The sequence below is a fragment of the Alicyclobacillus sp. SO9 genome (assembly GCF_016406125.1).
In the GTDB taxonomy this organism is placed as follows: domain Bacteria; phylum Bacillota; class Bacilli; order Alicyclobacillales; family Alicyclobacillaceae; genus SO9.
The window spans coordinates 411,168-431,859 of the sequence record NZ_CP066339.1 but is presented as its reverse complement, the minus strand read 5'-3'; the positions used below and the strand labels follow the sequence as shown (position 1 = coordinate 431,859).

Genomic DNA, 20,692 nt, shown 5'->3' with positions numbered 1-20,692 from the left:
GAGGTTTGTTGACGGCATGGGCTATGACGTCTGCCTTCCCCAATCTCGTTCAATCCAAGGTACTCCCCAAAATCTGGCTAAAGAAACCGCCTATCTCAAAGTATCGCAAAATCTCCTCGCTAAACACGGTCAACTTCGACCTGGCCACAACCAATATGCCACTGCATTCAGAAAATTCCGTTTTTACCTTGAACTCCTCCACAACAAAATATATATTGTTCCTATTAAGGAAGAAAATATATGTGAGAGGTCATCTTATCGACAACCCCATTGGGAGGCTGACATCGTGCGGATTGAAGCAAAAAACCTCTGCAGGAATTATAAGGGATTCGCCTTGAATAACGTAACTCTCACTGTTGAACCAAATCGCACAATTGGCCTTGTAGGTCCAAACGGTTCCGGAAAGACAACGCTGATTCACTGTCTCATCGGCATTGAAAAGCCATCATCCGGTTTAATTAAGATGGATGTCTCTCGCAGAACGCTGTACAAGAAAATAGGGGTTCAACTCCAAGATGGGTCCTACCACAGCAAAATAAGGTTGTATGAGATGTTGGATTTGATTCTCGTGAACGGGGATGGAAACTGGGCGTACGTAGATACTTTACTAGAGAAATTTAATCTGCTGAAGAAAAAGAAAGCGTATGTTTCCAATTTGTCAGGAGGAGAAAAGCAAAAATTCTCTCTTGTGGCAGCTTTGGCTAACCGGCCAGAACTTTTGTTTCTGGATGAAGTAACATCCAATGTCGATCAAATCAACCGAAAAGACATCATTCAGTTTCTGAATGAATTGAAGGAAAGCGGCCAGAGTATTGTGATGACAAGTCACTATTTAGACGAGTTGGAAGCAGTATGCGACTACTTCGTCTTCCTGAAAGACGGAGAGGTTCTAGGCCAGGGGACAAAAAATGATTTAATCAAGGCTCTCAACGTAAAATCAGAGATGCACCCAATGAGTCCAAGTCTTGAATACATGTACGAGGCCGTTTACCGATGAGGCAATTTATGAAGTACTTTCTGCTGGAATTTAAACTGTTTGCAAGAATACCCTTTGCTTTTTTATTTTCCTTGGCATTCCCTCTGCTGCTCCTATTTATTTTCGCATCTGCCTATGGAAACAAACCCACTGCGCAATTAGGAAACATTGGTACCGTTAATTATTATATCCCTGTCACCTTCGCAGCAACGGCCATCGCGAATGGAATCATTGCTACGTCTGTAGCTCTGGCTGGGAACAGAAGCCGCAAAATATATATCAGGTACAAATTGATTGGATTTTCTCCACTCCTGATTATGTTCACCCAGATTCTAGTCTACTTTTGTGTAACATTTCTCTCATCGCTATTAATTCTCGCTATCGCAAAAATGATTTATGGAGTCAGCATTCCTGACTTCGGTCATCTTATGCTGTTTAGTTTGTTTTATCTCATGGGGTTTCTTTCAATGATTAGCATCGGATTGCTGCTGGGCACTTTTAGCAATGACGAGCGGTCAGCACTCTCTGTTTCCCTGATTGTTTTCTTCCTCTTTGACCTATTAGGGGGCATACTCATTCCCGTTGAAAAAATGCAAGGTGTCATGACAACCTTGTCTCACTGGATACCTGCCAAAAGCTTTATTCAAGGCCTTAATTACTATTGGAACGGCACAAGTCAGGTTACGCAATTCGACGTCTATTATTTGCTCGCCGTGTTTATTGTCTGCACGGGGGTGGCATCCCTAAAATTCAGATGGAAATAGATTGTTGGACCTGAGGAGGAGATAAGCCAGTGAATTGGTGGAAACAGCAAAATCCAGCGTTAAAACTGCTTAGCTTAATAGTAGGAGTTGTAGTCCTTGCCTTTGTCTTAATGTTTTTGTATCAGTTTTTCGATATCTTTTTCACAAAGCTATTCAATCACTCGTAGCAGAAAGAACAATACTGCTAACTAAGTGATGCTGAAACCTTACTTTGACGAGCGTTGGGATAGGGAGCAAAAGGATCCTTAACCAACTGGCGCTACAAAGGCCCGAGCCCCGCTGAGAGCCTGCACCGGCTCCGTTGCGCATCGGACTGGATGTAACAGTATGTTATGTTAATACATTCCGCTTGTGTTTGGTTAAATCTTGTTGATCCCGCTGCCGTCGCAGGCTGTCTGGATTGGCGTGAGGCAGTTAGTGATCGCAATGATCCCTAACGGGCGTTGGCCCAATCCGATTGTGATCGCAAAGATCCCTAATGCTCCGCGCCCGGGACATTAGTGATCGCAAAGCTCCCTAATGTGGGAGGCGGCAGAGTGGGGCGTAGTTGATAGGGATCAACGGGATCCCTATTCTAGACGGCTACTGGGGATAGGGATTGAATCGATCACTATTTTTTGACGAGGGTTGGGATAGGGCGCAAAAGGATCCTTAACCAACGGGCGCAGCGAAGAACGAAGCCCAGACTGAGAGCCTGCACCAGCTCCGCTGCGCATCGAACTGGATGTAACAGTATTTTATGTTAATACATTCCGCTTGTGTTTGGTTAAATCTTGTTGATCCCGCTGCCGTCGCAGGCTGTCTGGATTGGCGTGAGGCAGTTAGTGATCGCAATGATCCCTAACGGGCGTTGGCCCAATCCGATTGTGATCGCTTAGCCACTTTAAATAGGCGAATAAGCCGACAGCAATGGTCTAATGGACGTGAACTGCAAAATCATAAGTTACATAGTCATTATCCCAGTGACCAGTGACTTCATATGTGTAATCACCGGCTGTCGTTGGCAACCTAAACAAGGAGCCAGCCAATGATGATTCAGAAACCTGGTTTCCATTCTTCCACATTGCAAGTTGGATGGTGTTGGGTTTTTGAGCAAATCGTAATGTTACTCTCGCTCCAATTGACTCATCATATTTATGGAGATGCTTTGCAGGGTCGTTAGCTGCATCGGCTATCGCTGTACGATTTCCATAAGTCCATTGATACCCGTTTATGACCATCTTGATTTGTTGACTACCGACTTTAACCCAAGCGGGTGGTGGTTGAATACCATCTGTTGAACTTGAAGTGTAAGGTGATGTTGATTGTGAAGTAGTGCCACAGCCCCCAAGTAAGAGCGAACACAATCCAGAACACATTCCAATGGAGCCCAAGATTTTTTTCACATGACCACCCCTTTTTTGAATAGACGTATGAGCGGTCATTACTGTTATCATAAAATCTTGATATGTAGTTTATCTGCAGTTGCTCAAGACTCACTTTGGTTGGGCAAGTCAAGAGTTGCTGTTTAAATCGCTTCATGTCGTATGAGCCCCCTTAATACAAGAGACGCAGCCAATTAACGACTAGTTACACTCGGTTTATTTTAGTGTCAAGACAAACGGGGACCTCGTTTTTGTGAAAGTTGTGACCGCGGACATAGAGGAATAAATGAGAGCGCGAATTCATAGAGAACTCACGCTCTGGAGACATGTCAATTGTGCAGCGTGCTTTCCGAAAGGGGCACGACTTCTCTCTCCGCCTTACCTTTCATCACGATGTAGTACAATGGTGCCGAAACTACCAGACCCACAATCCAGGAAATGTCTGCTCCTCCCATGGCTTTAGCCAAATGACCTGTATAGAACGTTGTATTCATAAACGGAATTTCCACTAAAACCCCAATGGCATAGACAGTCAGTGTTCTCCAATTGTAACGCCCGTAAATACCATCCAGTTTAAAGATATCCGCAATACTGTATTCTCCGTGACGGACGAAGTAGAAGTCCACCAGATTAATAGCAGTCCACGGAATCAGAAAGTATGCCAGGAACAAAATGAAATCTGTGAAATTGGTCAAGAAGTTTCCTTCGCCCCAAACTGCCAGAACTGTTGCGACGACAGCCATTATGATGACAAAACCAGACCGTACGTTGCGGGTAATCTTGATATCGATGACAGCCTGCGTACACGTTGTCATGGACATGAACGCACCGTACAAGTTCAGTACGTTCACGGCGATGATACCGAGAACAATAATTACGTACATCAGGATGGAACCTGCGCCTTTGCCTAGGAGATGAGCCACATTCACACTGGAATTATCGAGAAACTTGGGAATGCCTAGTGTCAGCACGACGCCGAGAATCATCATCCAAGCGCTGCTGACGACTGAGCCTGCATAAGTATAGATAAAAGTTTTGCCGACGGAAGTCTCTTTTTTCATATAGCGTGAATAATCAGCAACATAGGGTGCATAAGCAATTTGCCACGTTACAACGATTGTAAGTGTCAAAAGCACCATGGGCCACTTTGGACCAGCCAGTGACCAACTGTGGGCAGGGAGCGGCAGCGAGAAGGCCTTCACAGTGACAAAAATGAATACAATAGCAAAAATCAGAGAAAGCCAGCGCTCCAGTGAGTGAATTAAATCATACCCGACTATCGTAATCATTAAAGTCAACAGACTGAGAATGATAATTGCCCAGTTAGTATTCAAATGAGAGTTTGTCAACCCTGACAGGGCCTGGCCGCCAAGAACACCGCTGGATGCAAAAAAGCCCACATACATCAGAATTACAATAATTAAGGGAATCATGGCCCCTATGACGCCAAATTGTGCTCGGCTTTGAATCATCTGTGGAATGCCAAGCTTAGGACCTTGGGCAGAGTGGTAGGCCATAAAAATTCCGCCAATTAAGTTTCCAAGGATAATGACAATCACGCTCCATGCCAGATTCAGACCCAGGACAATGGCAAGAGCACCTGTAACCAACGGTGTAATTTGCATATTGGATGCAAACCACACAGTGAACAAATTAGAAATGTGACCATGCCGCTCATCCTCTGGTATAAAATCAATACTGTGGTTTTCAACCTGCACGTCTTATCCCTCCGCTTCATTCGGTATCGTTATCTCATGACCCAACAGCGGGCTTGCAGTTCACATGCAACTCCCCCCTTCCGGTACACTGAATTTTCGAAATACAGAAAGCCTTTTCACCCATCTTAAAGACAAGCACAAGACATACCTGTGTTCATGTCTGTTGCGGGTCTCAATCCTTGTCTCTTTGGCAGGTTGGCTCAATACTACAAATATTCAAACAAAATAACCATGGACAGAGTTGCTCCCGACCGGGAATATCTTGTTGTTGTCAGAATTCATAGCAAACCCCTATAGTAAAAGTAGCGAATCGGGCAATCCGCGGGAATCGGAAAGGACGAATGTACGTGCTTTCAGCAAAAGTTCTGGCCACAATGCACTGCAAAGGTTGGCAGCAAGAAGGAATCTATCGCCTTCTGGAGAACGTTCTGGCCCCCGATGTGGCCGAAAATCCATATGAACTGATTGTCTACGGGAGAGGTAAGGCTGTCCGGGACTTCGATGCATTGGCGGCAATCAAACAGTCCCTTGAGAACTTGGAAGATGATGAAACACTGCTGGTTCAGTCCGGTAAGCCTGTTGGTGTCTTCCGAACGCATCAGGACGCACCGCGAGTGGTGATGTCGACCGCTATGCTGGTGCCCAATTGGGCCAATTGGAGTCACTTTCGTGAACTGGAACAGAAGAACCTGACTTTGTTTGGACAATCCACGGCTTCTTCGTGGGCATACATTGGTGCACAGGGAATCCTGCAAGCCACCTTTGAAACGCTGTGGGAGATTGCGAATACTCACTTTGCCGGCACACTAAAAGGAAAGCTGGTCCTGAGCAGCGGACTTGGCGGGATGGGATCTGCGCAACCGCTGGCCGTTGAGATGAACGGCGGTGTGGCTATTATTGTGGAAGTGGACAGGGATAAAGTGATGAAACGTCTGGAAACCAACTTTATTCACTTTGCCACAGACAGCGCAATGGATGCTCTCCGCCTTGCAAATGAAGCAGTTGCACAGGGCATTGCGCGGACCATTGGTCTGGTCGGAAATGCGGTGGAAGTATACGAGTTTGTACTTTCCCAGGGGATTGTGCCGGATGTTGTGACGGACCAGACGGCTGCGCATGATTTGTTGAACGGATATGTCCCCGCAGGTCTAGAGGCTGGCGAAATTCGGGCGATGCGGGTAGAACACCCCAATGAGTACATTAAGTCGGCCAAAAACAGCATTGTCAGCCATGTGGGGGCGATGTTGCTGTTTCGAAGAGCGGGATCGGTCGTGTTTGAATACGGAAATCACCTGCGCGGACAAGCTGAACCTGAGTTGCCAGAAGCCATGACCATCCCTTCCTTTGTTACTCTGTTTGCGAGAGACAGGTTGACGGCAGGAACCGAGTCCCTTCGCTTCATTGCACTATCCGGTAATCCGGAAGACATCTACGCCATTGACGACTGGCTGCTAAAAGCGTTCCCGGATGACACGCGCTTGGTGACGTGGATTCGCTATGCAGAACACCGCGTTCACTTCCAGGGTCTGCCAGCCCGTTCCGTATGGCTCACTTATGACGAGCGTCAACTCTTCATCGATGCACTGGTTCGGGTTGTGGAAGCGGGAGGACTGAAGGGGCCTGTGGCGATTACTCGCGATCACTTTGCTGGAGCAACCATGGCCTCCCCCCACCGCGAAACGGAGCAGATGCTGGATGGATCCGACGCGGTCGCCGACTGGCCGATTTTGAACGCTCTCCTGATGGCAAGTACGGGCGCGTCATTGGTGTCTGTACAGCAAGGCGGAGGTGTCGGTATCGGGTACTCCATTCACGCCGGAACCACCGTGATTCTGGATGGAAGTCCAGGCAACGGCAACAAAGTGAGGCGGGTCTTGTTGAATGAGTCACAACTCGGTGTCCTTCGCTATGCCAACGCTGGCTACCCGAAAGCAAAACAGACTGCAGCGACATTCCATCCAGGAAACAAACAGGCTAACGAGCAAGCAGACAGGACCGCAGACAGGCAAGTGGACAGGAAAGCGGACAGGCAGGATAACGAGCAGGCCGACAAACAGGTAGACGGCCAAGCCGCAGCGCGAACACCGAGGCGGGCTGCCGATGAGTGAGGGCACACTGACCCAAGACATGCTCGAGCAGGTTTTTGTTCACAACATCACCGTAGGCAATTTGCAAAGTCCCATGGAATTCTGGTCCTGGATGAAGGCCCTGTCCTGGAAAGCGCCGCCGAACCTGGCTTTATCGCTGCGCTATGAATTCCCGACAGACACTGGACTTTGGATCAGTGACAGACAGCAGTACGAACTGCGCCAAGAACTAACACAGGCTGTCAAGTCTGCTTGGAGGTCGCTGCTGCTGAACTGGCATGAACAGAACGAGTGCATTATTCTGCTGTCGGTTTCCTATGAGCTGGATAAGACGCAGGTTGAAGAGACAGCGAAAAAACTGCTCCAAACAGCTACCGTGTTACAGGATGCGCAGCTTTCCATTGGTACATCACCGGTGATTGACACTCCAGCGCTCTTGACCAGTGCCGTCCGCAAGGCCCGAGCCGCCGCACTGTATGCAGCCAAGCAAGCCACCAAACTGGCCCATTCGGACGATATGGAGTTGAGTTCCTCAGACAAGCCAATCACTGCCGCAGAAGAAGACAACCTGGAAACGGCCATCGCCTCTGTCCAGCGTACGCTTGCAGCAGTCCAAACCCGTGAATCAGAAGCGTTGGACAACCGCAAACGGGAGGTTCTGGACAGCCTTGTCCAGCTCTTAAACAACTGTCGAGAACAGGGGCTCCCCGCTGACGACGAATTGCTGCACAACACGTCCCTGTTTCAGAGTCTGCTTGAAGTAAACAGTCCACAGAAGCTGTCACTGTGGATAGAGACCAGCGGCTTCACATTCCTCGAGCGGGTGGCTGAGTTGGTGGACCAAACGAGATCGGCGGTGATTGAAAAATCGATACAATACATTGTCAGCCATCTGCACGAAGAGTTGTCCCTTGAGAACATTGCAAGGCACTGCTCTGTCAGCCACTACTACCTGAGTCATCTGTTTCGCAAGGAAACCGGCAGCACCGTCACCGCCTTTGTTCGTAAAGCCCGCATGGAACGTGCTCTGTGGCTGCTTGGCGATTCCGGTCAGACAGTTGCCAATATCGCGTATCAGGTGGGCTTTCAGGATCCAAACTACTTTAGCAAGACCTTTCGTACATACTTTGGCAAGTCGCCCAGCGAGTTCCGAAGACTGCTTTGACTTCGACAGCAATATTGTTTAGACACACCGCAAACGATTCTAGTTACATCAGTTTGCAACTGCTTTACAGTATAAGTCGTAGAGGTTCCCCGAGAAGAGGCGAGAAGTCTACTGCGCCTTGCCTCTTTGACAGGCACAAAAATGGTCTTTTTTCGGACGCAAACTAAGCGCTTTCATTCGCTATGTCAGGAGGAAAAGTACATGACGAGAGCACCAATTCACGCCCCCCACGGTTCCACCCTTCACTGCAAGGGCTGGGAGCAGGAGGCTGCACTGCGAATGCTGATGAACAATCTCGACCCGGCGGTCGGAGAACGCCCGCAAGACCTGGTGGTGTACGGCGGTATCGGAAAAGCTGCCCGCAACTGGGACAGCTACGACGCCATTGTGCACAGCCTGAAGGAACTGGAGAACGACGAAACACTGCTAATTCAATCGGGAAAACCCGTTGGCAAGTTCCGCACACATGAAGATGCACCCCGGGTTCTCTTATCCAACTCTATGCTGGTACCGGCGTGGGCTAATTGGGATCACTTTCGTGAACTCGAGAAAAAGGGCCTGATGATGTTTGGTCAAATGACCGCGGGATCGTGGATTTACATCGGCTCCCAAGGCATCCTCCAAGGCACCTATGAGACCTTTGCGGAAGCAGCACGGCAGAAGGGCCTTGAGAGTATGGCGGGCACCATCACCTTGACTGCAGGCCTCGGCGGCATGGGCGGTGCACAACCGTTGGCTGTCACCATGAACGGCGGCGTTGCCATTGTCATTGAAGTAGATGAGCATCGGGTACAGCGCAGACTGGAAACGAAGTATTGCGACGTCATGGCCAAAACTTTGGACGAAGCCATCGACATGGCGATGAAAGCCAAGGAGGAGAAACGCCCCTTGTCCATCGCACTCTTGGGCAATGCAGCGGAGATTGTACCAGAAGTAGTGAAACGCAAGTTTGTCCCGGACTTTGTGACAGACCAGACATCCGCTCACGACCCTCTCAACGGCTACGTCCCTGTGGGCCTCAATGTAGATGATGCAGAGAAGCTGCGCCAGTCCGACCCAGACGACTATCTGGAGCGGGCAGAGCAAAGCATTGTGACCCATGTGCAAGCCATGCTTGATTTAATCGATCTCGGTTCCACCGTGTTCGACTACGGCAACAACATCCGCCAGGTGGCATACAACAGAGGTCTGAAAGACGCATTCCGCTTCCCCGGCTTCGTTCCCGCCTATATCCGCGAGTTGTTCTGCGAAGGCAAAGGGCCCTTCCGCTGGGCCGCATTATCCGGAGACCCCGAAGACATCTATAAAACGGACGCTTTGATTCAAAAGCTGTTCCCTGAAGATGAGCACCTGAACCGCTGGATCCAAATGGCACAGGAAAAGGTCTCATTCCAAGGACTGCCTGCCCGTATCTGCTGGCTCGGTTACGGTGCACGGGCGAAATTTGGCTTGGCCCTCAATGAGATGGTGAGAAGCGGGGAGTTGTCCGGGCCTATTGTGATTGGACGTGATCACCTGGACGCAGGCTCCGTCGCCAGCCCCAACCGCGAAACCGAAAGCATGCGGGACGGCAGCGACGCCGTGGCAGACTGGCCGATTTTGAACGCCCTCATCAACACGGCTGCAGGCGGCAGTTGGATCTCGGTCCACCACGGCGGCGGCGTCGGCATGGGCTACGCCATTCACGCAGGCATGGTGGTTGTGGCAGACGGCACAGATAGAGCAGCACGGAAGCTGGAACGGGTGCTGACATCAGACCCTGGCACAGGCGTCATGCGCCACGTGGACGCAGGCTACCCAAAAGCCATTGAAGTGGCCAAGGAGAAAGATATTTACATTCCCATGTGGAGAGCACAGGAGGGGTCCAGTGACAAAGGTTGATTTGATTATCAAGAACGCAAAAGTCGCAACGCTGAGTTCGCCGGTCGGCACGGGTGCATCCGCTGGAGCAGGCGAAGGGCTGACCAGCAGGGATGGCAGCGGATCGCCTGCTGCTGCACCAACCGACGGCCAGACTCCCGAACTGGGGAACGGTGCCGGCGAAGCGAACGTCCAGCCTGGCGAAGGGCTGACCAGCGGGCCGAAGCGCGGGAGCGAGATGCGCGACATTGGCCTGATTGAAGACGGTGTTGTAGGCATCCGCGGCGAAGACATTGTTTTCGTCGGAACGGCACATGAGTTTGAGCGCGCAGACATCTCAGCACATGAAACCCTGGATGCAGGCGGGCGTCTTTTGACGCCTGGCCTGATTGATCCGCATACACACCTTGTCCACGGCGGATCCCGCCAACAAGAACTAGCCATGAAACTAGCCGGCAAGAGCTATTTGGAGATTCTCGAACAAGGCGGCGGAATTCTATCCACCGTGAAGTCCACCCGGGCTGCCAGCGAAGAGGAACTGGAAGCGCAAGCCCTGCAGTCTTTACACACCATGCTGGAGCAGGGAACAACAACAGTGGAAGCCAAAAGCGGCTACGGTTTGGAGCGAGAGACAGAACTAAAGCAATTGAAAGTTGCCAACAAGTTGAACGACCTCCAACCCGTTGAAGTCGTTTCCACCTTTCTCGGGCCGCATGCACTGCCGCCGGAATACAGGTCTCACCCGGATGAATTTCTCGACTTGATGATTGAAATGCTGGATGAAATTAAGGAAGAAAAACTGGCTGAGTTCTGCGATATCTTCTGCGAATCTGGCGTATTCTCCGTGGAGCAGAGTCGTCGTTTTCTCGCTGCCTGCAAAAACAAGGGCTTCGACATCAAAATTCACGCAGACGAAATTGAACCCTTAGGCGGTACAGAATTGGCTGCAGAACTCGGGGCGACTTCCGTTGAGCACCTGCTGGCTGCATCTAAAGAAGGTCTGCAGGACATTGCCAAGTCTGGAACCATCGCGGTGATTCTACCCGGCACATCCTGGAACCTAAGGTCACCCAAACACGCCGACGCCCGTTACTTGATTGACGAAGCCAACGGCGCTGTGGCACTGGCAACAGACTACAACCCAGGCAGTTGCCCGACCGAGTCCCTGCAACTGATTATGGCCTTTGGTGCCAACCTGTTGGGCATGACACCTGAGGAAATTTTGACCGCAGTAACGCGGAATGCTGCCTATGCCATCGGCCGCGGCCATCGCATTGGTACCATAGAAGTCGGTAAACAAGCAGACTTGTGCCTGTTTAATACAGATGATGTAGCCTATATCCCCTACCACTTCGGCATCAACCATGTTGACTGCGTGTTCAAGAAAGGACGCAAAGTGGTCTCAGGCGGAAAGCCCATTACCGACTAGCAGCGGGCAGAATATGCAGGAAGGATGTGAGTAGAAGCGTGATCGACAATACAGAAAAGGCAGGAAGCCGTTTTCGCGATAAATATGATCCCAAAGTGGCAGATTGGATACAGGCCTATGGCGGTGGCGGTACCAACGGTACGAGTCAGACCGGTCACACGGCTCACACGGATCACATGGGTCACGCGGGTCACGCGGGTCACGCGGATGAAGGTCCGGCGGAATTTGATGCGGCTTTGCTGGGAGCCCCGCTGAGCAAGACGTCCATCAGTCACTCAGCAGCCTTTCAGCTCCCAGATGCAATCCGCAAGTCATTCCAGGCGTTTACGCCGTACAGTGTGCACCACCGCCTCAACCTGGCAGACCGACTCCGCGTGGTCGACATCGGCAATGTCCAGATGCACAAGACTGACTTGGGGCTTTGCCAACAAAATATTGAGGCAGCTGCAAAGTCCTATTGGCAGCAGCATCGAAAACCCCTCGTGCTGCTGGGCGGTGATCACTCCATCACAGGCGCCTCCATCCTCGGCATGACGGAAGCCACCGGCCTGAGCTGTGGAATTGTCCACTTTGATGCGCACCACGACGTTCGAAACCTGGAAGACGGCGGACGGACCAACGGGACACCCTTCCGAACTCTGCTTGAAAGTGAAGCCATTGACGGGCACAAACTGGTTCAAATTGGACTCCGTGATTTTACCAATGCACAGGCCTACCACGAATATGTCCTCCATCACGGTGCCACTGTCTACACCGCACGCGATGTACGCAAGCAAGGCCTGCTTGAATTGGTCCAGCAGAGTTTTGACATAGCCAGTAAAGGTACCGATGCGGTGTATGTCAGCTTTGATATGGACGTGCTCGATCAGAGCTTTGTTCCAGGCGTACCCGCCCCCAGCCCAGGCGGCCTGGATATCTGGGAAACCATTGAAACACTGGAGTGGCTCGGTCAGCAATCAAATGTAGAAGCTATGGATGTGGTCTGCGCAGATCCAAATCAAGACTTTCGCGATTTGACAACCCGGGTTGCAAGCACCTTGGTCCTCTCCTTCTTGACCGGCCTCGCACTTCGCCAACCGTAACATTTGCGGCCCGATCCCGGTTGCATTCACGGACCCGGGCCCCGCTGGGCGCTGCCCGGGCTCAATTGCGGACCCAGGTGAGACGTTCGGAGCCCGGCTACACCGGCGCTGCCCGGGCTCAGTTGCGGACCCAGGTGAGACGTTCGGAGCCCGGCTACACCGGCGCTGCCCGGGCTCAGTTGCGGACCCAGGTGAGACGTTCGGAGCCCGGCTACACCGGCGCTGCCCGGGCTCAATTGCGAGCCCAGGTGAGACGTTCGGAGCCCGGGATACGTTGACACTTTTAGAACCGGCGACATTTGTTCAGCCCGGGACATAATTAGAGGTATTACACCAACACAACAAAGAGAGATAGCAGAGGAACGAAAAACAGCAGGAATCTCGTGTTTGCATTCACAGGCGTCTTGGGCACATAGTTTACGAGGTGATAAAACCACTTTTCATCTCTTGTATCCAGCGAGATATCCGTGAGGGCAGGGATGTCAGAGAGATACAATCGAGTTGGCGACGGTTCTGCATCGCAGAACCGCACCGTGTAGGTTCGGTTGCCACGGGGAGTGCGATTGGCCGAAACCCTAGCAGTCTCCGAAGACCCTGCAGTCTTCGAGGTAAGTGAAGCCCAAGATGATTTGCCAGTTACCAATTCCCGCTTAATTCCGTCAGCGCCGGCCGTTCCGCTCGTCCCTGCCGGAACAAATACATGGAAGACTTTAGCTGATGCCGACATGTCCACTATAAACCCTGTGAGAGGCTTGTCTCCATCTAAGCAATAAAAATCTACCCAGTCTCCTATGCAAAGAGAATGCTCCCGCACCAGTCTCCCTCCCTTTCATTCGATTGATTGTTCACATTGGAAATTGCGAAGCCACAGCATGTTGGCATATTGGATGCGTTTGCGCATCCATACAATTAGGTTGAATTGACTGTCTGGATGCCTTGAAAAACGAGATCTCGATTCGACGTTCTATGTTCGAACGACACATCAGAATTTGATATTAGAGTTTGAAGCCAGGATTTGAGATTAGGGTCTGAAACCAGGATTTGAAGCCGGGATATCAGTCTCCGATATGATATACCTACGTGTCAAGAAGTTTATATCAGAATTATCGGTTTATTTATTTAAAAGTATACACAATGTTCACAATAACGTCACTAAATATTTGATTATGGTATTGCTTTTTTGTTGAATTACGTTCCGTAGCGGAATCTATGTGTAAGATGGCCTGCCTGCGAGCTAGCTCGCCGGGACAGGACGGGCACAGGAGAGGCGTGGCAGGGGCGGTGCTGAGAACCGCGAAATCCCACTACAGAGGGGTGTGATGCGGGCGAGGCTGAGCCAATAGAGATCCGAGAAGCGCTTATTGCCTGAAATCAGGTCCCCGCCATCAAAATAAGCGCGCGAGACAAGCTTATTCCCAAGGCAGCCATCGGATCCCAGGGCCATTCGGGTGCTTAAGCACTTCGCAGGAGCTTATTTGTGTGTGCGTGTCGCCTCAATGCCATATAAGCGTCTCGTGGATCGCTATTTCTGCTGATCAGCTCCCGGGGACCACCCACCGTCACATTTTCGTCACATCCGAACCACTTCAGATACTAATTTATGGCGGATTTGTGAACGGAGGGGTGTGATGTGGGCGGGGCCTCGACAATAGAGATCCGAGAAGCGCTTATTGCCTGAAATCAGGTCCCCACCATCAAAATAAGCGCGCGAGACAAGCTTATTCCTAAGGCAGCCATCGGATCCCGGGGCCATTTGGGTGCTTAAGCACTTCTCAGGAGCTTATTTGTGTGTACGTGTAGCCTCAATGCCATATAAGCGTCTCGGGGATCGCTATTTCTACTGATCAGCTCCCGAGGACCACCCACCGTCACATTGTCGTCACATCCGAACCACTTCAGATACTAATTTATGGCGGATTTGTGAACGGAGGGGTGTGATGTGGGCGGGGCGTGGACAATAGAGATCCGAGAAGCGCTTATTGCCTGAAATCAGGTCCCCGCCATCAAAATAAGCGCGCGAGACAAGCTTATTCCTAAGGCAGCCATCAGATCCCCGGGCCATTCGGGTGCTTAAGCACTTTGCAGGAGCTTATTTGTGTGTACGTGTAGCCTCAATGCCAGATAAGCGTCTCGGGGATCGCTATTTCTGCTGATCAGCTCCCGAGGACCACCCACCGTCACATTTTCGTCACATCCGAACCACGGCAGATACTAATTTATGGCGGATTTGTGAACGGAGGGGTGTGATGTGGGCGGAACTGAATTCTTCCTCCCTTCGCTTCCTCCCTTCGCTTCCTCCCTTCGCACATTTTCGTTCATTGTCCCTGAAGCCACGCCTTCCTCTTCCTCTTCCTCTTCCTCTTCCTCTCGCTGCACCGCAATCACTATACTCAACATCCTCTGGATGCAGTACAATCCATACCATGCAGTACAATCCATACATACTGACTCTTCATTCCTCATGCAGAAAGAGTGATACAGGTGTTCTACTTTTACATCGTAAAATTCATTGAGAGCCTCTTCTTGTTGCCAGGACTGTTTATTGTTTTACTGCTGGTTGCAGCGGCATCCATATTGTGGTCAAGCAAGCGAAGGGACGCGGTCAACTCTGCACCGACAGACAACGCAAACTCTCGCCACGAACCGTCCATACGCCTGCCGAAAGGGCGATTCCTCAGAGTCCGTGTCTATGCATCCTTCGTCATCGCCGTTGCCTTAATTCTCTACCTCTCTTCTACCTCGTTCGTCGCCTATGCTTTAATACGCCCCTTGGAACAGAGCTACAGTCCTCCCAAAACGCTGAATGGGGACGCGCTGGTAATGCTCGGGGCCGGGGCAACCTTTGGTACACCGTCTATTACCTCATTAGGCAATCTTTCGGGAGATGGCGCCAATAGATTGTTAACAACGGCCCTTTTGTACAAGGAGACGCAATTGCCTATTATTCTAACGGGTTTGCCTGTCCGCGACGGCACCTCTCCTTCACTCATTGCGAAGGCCAATTTGGTTCGTCTGGGAGTCCCCTCTAACCGTGTATTCATAGACAACCACAGTCTTGATACGAGGCAGAATGCAATTCACACCAAGGCAATTTTGAAGCACCTTGGCCTGTCGCATCCAATACTAATCACCTCCGCATACCACATGCGCCGTGCGGTGTTGGACTTTAGGAATGCAGGTGTACAGGTTCTTCCTTTCCCATGTGGTTACTACGCTAATGAAGACAAATCCATTAGCTACAACAGTTTTTTCCCGTCTGCTGACGCGCTCAAAATAACGGAAACGGCAATCCATGAGTATGTAGGAATTCTGGCGGCAAAAATGAGAATAGCTGGGTAATCCCAATAGCTTGACCGTCGGGCACAGAGCCAACGATTGAGCTGATCACGGAGTGGACTAGTCATTAATTTATGTCTCTGATTGATTCCCGGCTGAATTTGAGCCAATATAAAGAGGATTCCACTTTGTTGAGAAATGAGGCAGTGTATTCGGTGCTTGGGCATAGAGAACCGCTATATTTACAAGTGATAGAAGAAATACAGCAGAAACTTTCGACAAAGGAATGGGACATTGGCGAAAAGATCCCGTCCGAAGATGAACTATCGGAAATGTTCGGCATATCAAGGGCTACACTGCGTGAAGCCGTCTCGTATTTAATACAGCGCGGCGTTTTGGAAAGACGACGAGGGGTTGGTACTTTTGTCAGTACCAGAATCCAAGGCGGACTTGAGAGCTTGGTCAGTGTTACGCAATGGATAGAAAAGCATGGCTACAAACCCGGTACAAAGAATGTAGAATTTTCAACGCGTGCTATCACTCGCAAGGAAAAAGAGCTGTTAAAGAACTGGGATATGGAAGAAGTAGGCGTAATTCGCCGTATTCGTACCGCGGACGATGTTCCAGTAATGCACTGTGTAGATATTTTGCCGCTTCAGTATATGCCTGCAAATGAGGCCGACATGGGTGAATCTCTCTTTGTCTATTTAGAGACAAAGTTTCGTGAAATCGTTACGACTGCTGACACGTCAATTGACGTAGGACACCCGTCGCAAGGCATTGCAGAAAAACTCGAAGTCCTTCCGGAAACCGCGTTGTTGCACCTTCATCAGGTACATCTGAATCAGAAAGGATTTCCGCTTCTGATTTCTGAAGATTATTTCCTTCCCAGTCGCTTTCGCTTAGAAATTTTCCGTCGAAGATGGTGACTTGCTGTTCCCTCTGCAAAGCGGAAAGAGGATCTGGAGTTACTGGGCATGTCCCAGGGCTCCCAAACTTACAGCAACAGGAAGTCTCCACCAACAGTTCTCACACCTATGCCAATGTCCTCTAGTTCTGGGCGTGCAGAGAAAAAGCCAATCACAATCAAACCCACTTATTCAATCGTATCATTCGGTATTCAGCGAAACTGTAGCGACTACAGTTAATAAAGGCAATTCGTCCGCTTATTTTTTCCTTCGATCACGCTGGCTCCCGGCGGCCCAGGCGATCCCGGGAATCCCGCCGCGCCCCTTGCCTGCCGGCCTCGCCTACGCGCCTTGCCTGCAAGGCCGTTAGTGCCTGAAAAGATCACTAATCCTCCAAGCCGCGATGCAATTGTGATCGCAATGATCCCTAATGCCACTTGCCGAAAACTTTAGTGTCATAAATGCGCACTAATCTGGGTAGCGTCAAAATGCAGCGTGGATAATAGGGAGCATCGGGATCCCTATTCTAAATCGGCCATTGGCCATAGGGATCGAATCGATCACTATCAGTTAGCGGATATTGTGATAGGGATCAAAAGGATCACTAAGCAAATGTGAATGTGACAAAAACAGACTCGATGAATCTGACCGCCTGCAACTGTTCGGGTGCCTGCGTCAGACGCACCCTCTTCGCGACTCAATTAGGAACAAAAGGTACACAAAAGGAGAAATAAAGCGGAATCATGCGAAAATAAAGACTAATTCGGTCAAACAACTCCGCCAGCCTGCTTCCATCCTTCCGAACTTCCATCCTTCCGAACTTCCATCCTTCCGAACTTCCATCCTTCCGAACTTCCATCCTTCCGAACTTCCATCCTTCCGAACTTCCATCCTTCCGAACTTCCATCCTTCCGAACTTCCATCCTTCCGAACTTCCATCCTTCCGAACTTCCATCCTTCCGAACTTCCATCCTTCCGAACTTCCATCCTTCCGAACTTCCATCCTTCTGAACGTAACCTAACCTAACATCCTATGGCCGCCCCATAGTTCGGCTGGCAGTCAGTTTGGCAGGACCTGAAGTTCCTGATAGGTGTTATACATTTCCGGTTTACACTTAATCTTCTTTTTTCCTCTTCTCAAAGCATTATCGATGGATTTTTTACTTTGCAGTTTGAGAATTTTCTGTATTTCTTCGTAGGTGTATCCATGGATATAGAATAGCTTCAAGCAATCGCGCTCCAGAGTGGTGAAATCTCCGTTCATTAAGTATTGTTGCACGGAGGAGAGTGCGGTGCGGCGCAGAAAACCACTTTCAGCCGATCCCGCTTTCGGCAACTCAGTCAGGACCCACTCGAAGGTACCTTCCTCTTCTTCTGTATCCAGCCGAATTGCCGTTCTATTGGCGTAGGATTTCTTGCTGTACATGTAACGACGGATACGAGCCTTAATATGGTTTGAGGCTACAAACCGACAATACGCCGGAAAGGAGAGTTTGTTTGGCTCAAACTTTTTCACGGCGTGCCAAATTTCAATCCGGAGCCACTGCTTAATCTCATCGCGTTCCACAGGCCACTGCCTGATGAACTTGTTGACAAGCCAGTCGAGCTCAGACTCCATTGTTTTAATAACATACTGTAGGTCTTGGTCGTTGGTCTTAGCCGATATCGCCTTCTCGTCTATATACATCTTCATCACCCGCTACATTACATTTTTCTTTATACTGCGTTCTCAAAGAAGGAGTTCGGATCCATGATGAGTGCAACGGTTCCGTCGCCCAGAATCGTACCGCCGGAGAACCACTGTACTTCTCGCAACCGAGATCCAAGCGGCTTCAGAACAACTTCAGATTGACCTAACACATCGTCCACTGCCAAGCCGAGTTTACGATTTCCTTTGTGTACAACAATGGTGTACTGGTCCTTCCCGCTATCCATGCCAAAAGCAGAGTTGACTCGAACCAAGGGAACGACTTCGTCTCGCCACTTAAACACTTCTTGTCCGCTCACGGTCTGTACCGACACATCCGCTTCAACTTCAGACACGCTGCTAAGCGGCAGAAGGTATGGGGAGCCGCCGACGGACACCATGAGGCCTTGCATGATTGCCAGAGTCATAGGGAGTTGAATAATGAACTTGCTTCCTTTTCCCAGTTCGCTTTGAATCTCAATGCGTCCGCCCAACGACTCAATCTTTGACTTCACGACATCCAGGCCAACACCGCGGCCAGACAAGTCTGTCACAGTCTCCGCTGTGGAGAAACCAGAAGCGAACAAGAGTTGATAGACTTGCTCATCGCTCATTGCTCTCCCGTCCTCAACGATGCCCCGCTCTATGGCACGTGACAAAACTGCATCTCTGTTGATGCCGCCGCCGTCATCCTCAACTTCAATAAACACGGAGTTTCCTGAAGAATAAGCGCGAAGGAAAATGTGGCCTTGGACAGGCTTACCGGCGGATATGCGGTCCTGTGAGGATTCTAAACCGTGATCGAGCGCATTGCGAAGCATATGCATAATGGGATCGCCGATTTCTTCAACAACAGTTCTGTCCAGTTCTGTCTCCTCACCTGTCATTTCAAAAGAGACTTGCTTGTCCAGTTTCTGTGATGTATCGCGAACCATTCTGGGAAAACGGTGGAAGACGGTACTGACGGGGACCATACGGATACTCATGACAATTTCTTGAAGTTCATTAGAGATGCGGCTCATGTGCGCCACGGTCTCGCCCAGTTCCGTGTGGCCCAAATCCTGTTCAATCTTTTGTAACCTGGTTTTGTCAATGACCAATTCTGAAAATAAGTTCATTAATACGTCCAGTTTTTCGGTATCCACACGAACTGTACTTGAGGCTTTCCGCTTCGATTTTGACGAAGAAGCCCCTTCACTTTTCTGCTTGGCCGCGTCAGCCGTGCCTTCAGCGACAGTAGTGCTGTCTGCCGTCCAGTTCCGAACCGCAACTTCTGCAACACTGGAAACAGATTCAAGCATGGCACGAACGGCTTCTTCCGTCTTGTCCGACCACATAATGAACAACACATCAGTGTCTAGTTTTTCATTGTCAATGTCGGCCATCGAAGGAGAAGTGTATAGGAGTCTATCCTGTCCGCCGACAGCTTCGAACAACATGTACAAACGAGCGCTCTTCATGGCTGTATCCGGGTACAACCGAACCCCTGCTTCATACACGTTTTTTTGCTGGGACAACGCTGCCTCCACAGCAGTCAGGATGTGGTCTTCATTAGAGAGTTTTTCCTGGGGTAACAGGCTGCCTTGATCACTTGTCAGACCAGCTTGTCCAGTCCACTGTTGTAAAACCCGAATCTCCACTTCAGTTACTGATGAAACACGCTTACCAATGGCTTCAATATCATCCTTGGTTGCCAGAACAAACGAAATATCTCCTGTATGTTCTCCTGTTTCAAGTACTGCAGCATCAGGATTGGTGGACAACAGCTCATCTTGATTGAGGCCTTGCAACACCTGAGCCCATCTTGCCATTGGCATGATACACTCTGTTGCAAACCCAATGGTGATGTCATAGACTTGGTAGCCTTTTTCGATGGCCTTCCGTGCAATGGACTCAATTGAGTCCTGAAGCTGCGCGGACGCGGTACCAGATGTGTCCACTGATATCTCCTGCACTTGACGTTCCGCTGTTGCAGAGACTTCCTTCGGAGCCTGTGTTTGTCCATTGGCGAGCCGCTCAACCGCCTGCACCAATTCCCGGACATCTGTCTCTGGTTCAACTTGTGTTTCTTCAATCCCGTCAAGCAGTTGTTCAAGGACATCGAGTGACTGCAGCAACACATTCACAACATCCGTAGAAAGCTCGACACTCCCTTGTCGAATGCCGTCAAGGAGGTTCTCTGCCCGATGTGTAATCTCCCCCATGCGCTGAAATCCCATGGTCATAGCCATACCTTTGATGGTATGAGCCGCCCGGAAGATAGTTGGTACTTGCGCATCGTCCTGTGATTGTTCCATCTCCAGGATGCCGTCGGACCACGACTGCAAGTTTTCCCTGGTTTCATCAATGAACATGGAAAGATATTCACTGCTCATG

At 50.2% G+C, this 20,692-nt stretch carries 16 protein-coding genes; 9 read left to right on the top strand and 7 right to left on the bottom strand.

Annotation, left to right across the window (positions count from 1 at the left end; all coding sequences use genetic code 11):
• Positions 1 to 286: 286 nt before the first annotated feature.
• Together GI364_RS01845 and GI364_RS01840 are read left to right on the top strand one after the other, a co-directional pair.
• The gene (locus GI364_RS01845; protein WP_198852038.1) at positions 287 to 997 is read left to right on the top strand and encodes an ABC transporter ATP-binding protein; all 711 of its coding nucleotides are present in this window, start codon (positions 287 to 289) and stop codon (positions 995 to 997) included.
• 8 nt (positions 998 to 1,005) lie between these two features.
• Positions 1,006 to 1,740, top strand: coding sequence for an ABC transporter permease (locus GI364_RS01840; RefSeq protein ID WP_198852037.1), 735 nt, complete (start codon positions 1,006 to 1,008; stop codon positions 1,738 to 1,740).
• A 914-nt stretch (positions 1,741 to 2,654) separates the two neighbouring features.
• On the opposite strand, the gene GI364_RS01835 is transcribed toward GI364_RS01840, so the two are convergent.
• Both GI364_RS01835 and GI364_RS01830 read right to left on the bottom strand, forming a co-directional pair.
• The gene (locus tag GI364_RS01835; protein ID WP_198852036.1) at positions 2,655 to 3,125 is read right to left on the bottom strand and encodes a hypothetical protein; all 471 of its coding nucleotides are present in this window, start codon (positions 3,123 to 3,125) and stop codon (positions 2,655 to 2,657) included.
• Between the two features lie 308 nt (positions 3,126 to 3,433).
• On the bottom strand, positions 3,434 to 4,822 hold the full coding sequence (locus tag GI364_RS01830) for a purine-cytosine permease family protein (RefSeq protein ID WP_198852035.1): 1,389 nt from the start codon (positions 4,820 to 4,822) through the stop codon (positions 3,434 to 3,436).
• Positions 4,823 to 5,169: 347 nt separating this feature from the next.
• Between GI364_RS01830 and hutU (GI364_RS01825) the strand changes: the two genes are divergently transcribed.
• The 5 genes from hutU (GI364_RS01825) to GI364_RS01805 all read left to right on the top strand — a co-directional run bounded on the left by hutU (GI364_RS01825) (position 5,170) and on the right by GI364_RS01805 (position 12,445).
• On the top strand, positions 5,170 to 6,930 hold the full coding sequence (hutU, locus tag GI364_RS01825; protein ID WP_370541825.1) for a urocanate hydratase: 1,761 nt from the start codon (positions 5,170 to 5,172) through the stop codon (positions 6,928 to 6,930).
• A complete protein-coding gene (locus GI364_RS01820; protein ID WP_198852033.1) occupies positions 6,923 to 8,074 on the top strand; it encodes a helix-turn-helix transcriptional regulator in 1,152 nt (383 codons plus the stop codon). Before hutU (GI364_RS01825) ends, GI364_RS01820 begins: the two co-directional genes overlap by 8 nt.
• 201 nt (positions 8,075 to 8,275) lie before the next feature.
• On the top strand, positions 8,276 to 9,955 hold the full coding sequence (gene hutU, locus GI364_RS01815) for a urocanate hydratase (protein WP_198852032.1): 1,680 nt from the start codon (positions 8,276 to 8,278) through the stop codon (positions 9,953 to 9,955).
• 142 nt (positions 9,956 to 10,097) lie between these two features.
• Positions 10,098 to 11,363 carry an imidazolonepropionase gene (hutI, locus tag GI364_RS01810; RefSeq protein WP_304503181.1) on the top strand — a complete coding sequence of 422 codons (1,266 nt, stop codon included), beginning with the start codon at positions 10,098 to 10,100 and terminating at the stop codon, positions 11,361 to 11,363.
• A 26-nt stretch (positions 11,364 to 11,389) separates the two neighbouring features.
• Positions 11,390 to 12,445 (top strand): agmatinase family protein, encoded by a 1,056-nt coding sequence (locus tag GI364_RS01805; protein ID WP_198852031.1) that lies wholly within the window; start codon positions 11,390 to 11,392, stop codon positions 12,443 to 12,445.
• A 328-nt stretch (positions 12,446 to 12,773) separates the two neighbouring features.
• Here the strand turns inward: GI364_RS01805 and GI364_RS01800 are convergent, their stop codons facing one another.
• The gene (locus GI364_RS01800) at positions 12,774 to 13,259 is read right to left on the bottom strand and encodes a hypothetical protein (protein ID WP_198852030.1); all 486 of its coding nucleotides are present in this window, start codon (positions 13,257 to 13,259) and stop codon (positions 12,774 to 12,776) included.
• 1,397 nt (positions 13,260 to 14,656) lie between these two features.
• Positions 14,657 to 14,884: a hypothetical protein gene (locus GI364_RS01795; protein ID WP_198852029.1), complete on the bottom strand. Its 228-nt coding sequence runs from the start codon at positions 14,882 to 14,884 to the stop codon at positions 14,657 to 14,659.
• Positions 14,885 to 14,926: 42 nt separating this feature from the next.
• On the opposite strand from GI364_RS01795, the gene GI364_RS01790 reads away from it, so the two are divergent.
• Both GI364_RS01790 and GI364_RS01785 read left to right on the top strand, forming a co-directional pair.
• A complete protein-coding gene (locus tag GI364_RS01790) occupies positions 14,927 to 15,784 on the top strand; it encodes a YdcF family protein (protein ID WP_198852028.1) in 858 nt (285 codons plus the stop codon).
• 125 nt (positions 15,785 to 15,909) lie between these two features.
• Positions 15,910 to 16,650, top strand: a complete 741-nt coding sequence (locus GI364_RS01785; protein ID WP_198852027.1) for a GntR family transcriptional regulator — start codon at positions 15,910 to 15,912, stop codon at positions 16,648 to 16,650.
• A gap of 746 nt (positions 16,651 to 17,396) precedes the next feature.
• Here GI364_RS01785 and GI364_RS01780 read toward each other — a convergent pair.
• The 3 genes from GI364_RS01780 to GI364_RS01770 form a co-directional block, all read right to left on the bottom strand.
• Positions 17,397 to 17,600: a hypothetical protein gene (locus GI364_RS01780; protein ID WP_198852026.1), complete on the bottom strand. Its 204-nt coding sequence runs from the start codon at positions 17,598 to 17,600 to the stop codon at positions 17,397 to 17,399.
• 89 nt (positions 17,601 to 17,689) lie between these two features.
• Positions 17,690 to 18,316, bottom strand: a complete 627-nt coding sequence (locus GI364_RS01775) for a sigma-70 family RNA polymerase sigma factor (RefSeq protein ID WP_198852025.1) — start codon at positions 18,314 to 18,316, stop codon at positions 17,690 to 17,692.
• A gap of 29 nt (positions 18,317 to 18,345) precedes the next feature.
• Positions 18,346 to 20,691 carry a chemotaxis protein CheA gene (locus GI364_RS01770; RefSeq protein ID WP_198852024.1) on the bottom strand — a complete coding sequence of 782 codons (2,346 nt, stop codon included), beginning with the start codon at positions 20,689 to 20,691 and terminating at the stop codon, positions 18,346 to 18,348.
• Between the last annotated feature and the right edge of the window lies 1 nt (position 20,692).